2 protein-coding genes are annotated in these 1,554 nt (G+C 71.0%); both read right to left on the reverse strand.

Features of this window, described 5'->3' with window-relative positions; genetic code table 11:
- Positions 1–188: 188 nt before the first annotated feature.
- A complete protein-coding gene (locus ACWF94_RS30920; protein ID WP_453495855.1) occupies positions 189–911 on the reverse strand; it encodes a nucleotidyltransferase family protein in 723 nt (240 codons plus the stop codon).
- 57 nt (positions 912–968) lie between these two features.
- Positions 969–1,391: a hypothetical protein gene (locus ACWF94_RS30925; RefSeq protein ID WP_453495858.1), complete on the reverse strand. Its 423-nt coding sequence runs from the start codon at positions 1,389–1,391 to the stop codon at positions 969–971.
- Between the last annotated feature and the right edge of the window lie 163 nt (positions 1,392–1,554).

The following is a 1,554-nucleotide window of genomic DNA, read 5'->3' on the forward strand; positions in this document are numbered from 1 at the left end:
AGGACGAACGAGGGGCGGCTGCCGGGGTTCCGGCGGCCGCCCCTTCGCGTTCGGGCGCGTTCCCTGCGCGTTCCCTTAGGGCCCGTACAACGCCCCGGACGCGGCCCCCTCAGGGCGTGAGACGGCTCGGGGCGTGAGACGGGCTCGGGGCGTGAGGTGGCGCCCTGAGGGGGCCACCCAACGGTGAGTCAGCCGGCCTGGGCGGCGAGTTCCTTCGCGGCCTCGGTGAGGTCCTTGGCGGTGTCGATGGCCCGCCAGTACGCGCCGTGGGGCAGCGGGAAGCCCGCGAGCCGGCGGTCGCGCGCGAGGCCGGGGAACGTGGTGCGCTCGTGGTCGCCCTGGTCGGGCAGCAGTTCGGCGAAGGCCGCGGAGAAGACGTACACACCCGCGTTGATGAGATACGGCGACGGCGGCGACTCGATGAAGTCGGTGATATGGCCGAAAGCGTCCGTCTCGACGGCTCCCCAGGGAATACGGGGCCGGGCGAGGGCGAGCGTCGCGATGGCGTCACGCTCGGAGTGGAAGGCGGCCATGTCGCGCAGCGGGAACCGGGTCCAGATGTCGCCGTTGGTGGCGTACCAGGGCTCGTCGGGGTGCGGGAGACGGGCGGCGGCGTACTTGAGGCCGCCGCCGCGGCCGAGCGGCTCCGTCTCGACGACAGTGGTGACGCGCAGCGGCAGTTCGGCGCTCTCCAGCCACTTCTGGAGCACTTCGGCGAGATGCCCGCAGGAGACGACGACATCGGTCACGCCTTCGGCGGCCAGCCAGGACAGCTGATGGCCGATGATCGGGGTCCCGGTGCCCGGGATCTCGACCATCGGCTTGGGGCGGTCGTCGGTGTACGGGCGCAGCCGCGAGCCCTGGCCGCCTGCCAGGACCACGGCCTGCGTCGGATACGTAGGCGTTTGCATGCCATGAACGATATGCGGCGCGTGCCGCGTGACACGGCGCGGGCCGCCGGGCGGGGCTCAGCTCCCCTGGGCCTGCTGCGCGACCCCGGTGGCGAACGAGGTGTCGCACACGGGCTGGGAGTACGTCTGGGCGCGCGTGGGGCCGAGCCGGTCGACGGCGGCGCGGCCGAGCGCGCGGGCGATCGACATGCAGTGCCGGGCGAGCGACGGGCGGGCCTCCACCTCGCGCTGGAGGTGGGTCAGGGCGGTGCCCGGGTCCTTCTCCTGGAGTTCGGTGAGGAGCCGGTCGCGCAGGATGTCCTGGGCGGCGCGTGGCTTGGCGCGTACGGAGACGTTCTCGGACGAGGCGGTGAGCATCTGCGACTCGCCGGACTGCCCGGCCCACGGGACGCTGGTGACCGCGAGGGTTCCGGAGAGCACCAGGACGACGGGCAGAACGAGAGCGAGTGAGCGGCCGATTCGGCGTGCTGTGTGGGTCACGCGAGCGAGCGTAGCGGGCAGTGATGATTTGGCGACATTTAGTCACTCGCGTGGGGGACGAGTCTGGGAACCTTTTCGAATTCGGCGTTGACAGCACCTAGCAAAATGCCCGAAGTGGCACCCTATTTACTGATTTATACAGTACGGCCCCGCAGTCTCTGCG

This window comes from Streptomyces sp. NPDC055078 (assembly GCF_053607985.1).

Coding starts and splice junctions, on each gene's coding strand:
- ACWF94_RS30920 (WP_453495855.1), bottom strand. CDS start 911: ATGCAAACGCCTACGTATCCGACGCAGGCCGTGGTCCTGGCAGGCGGC.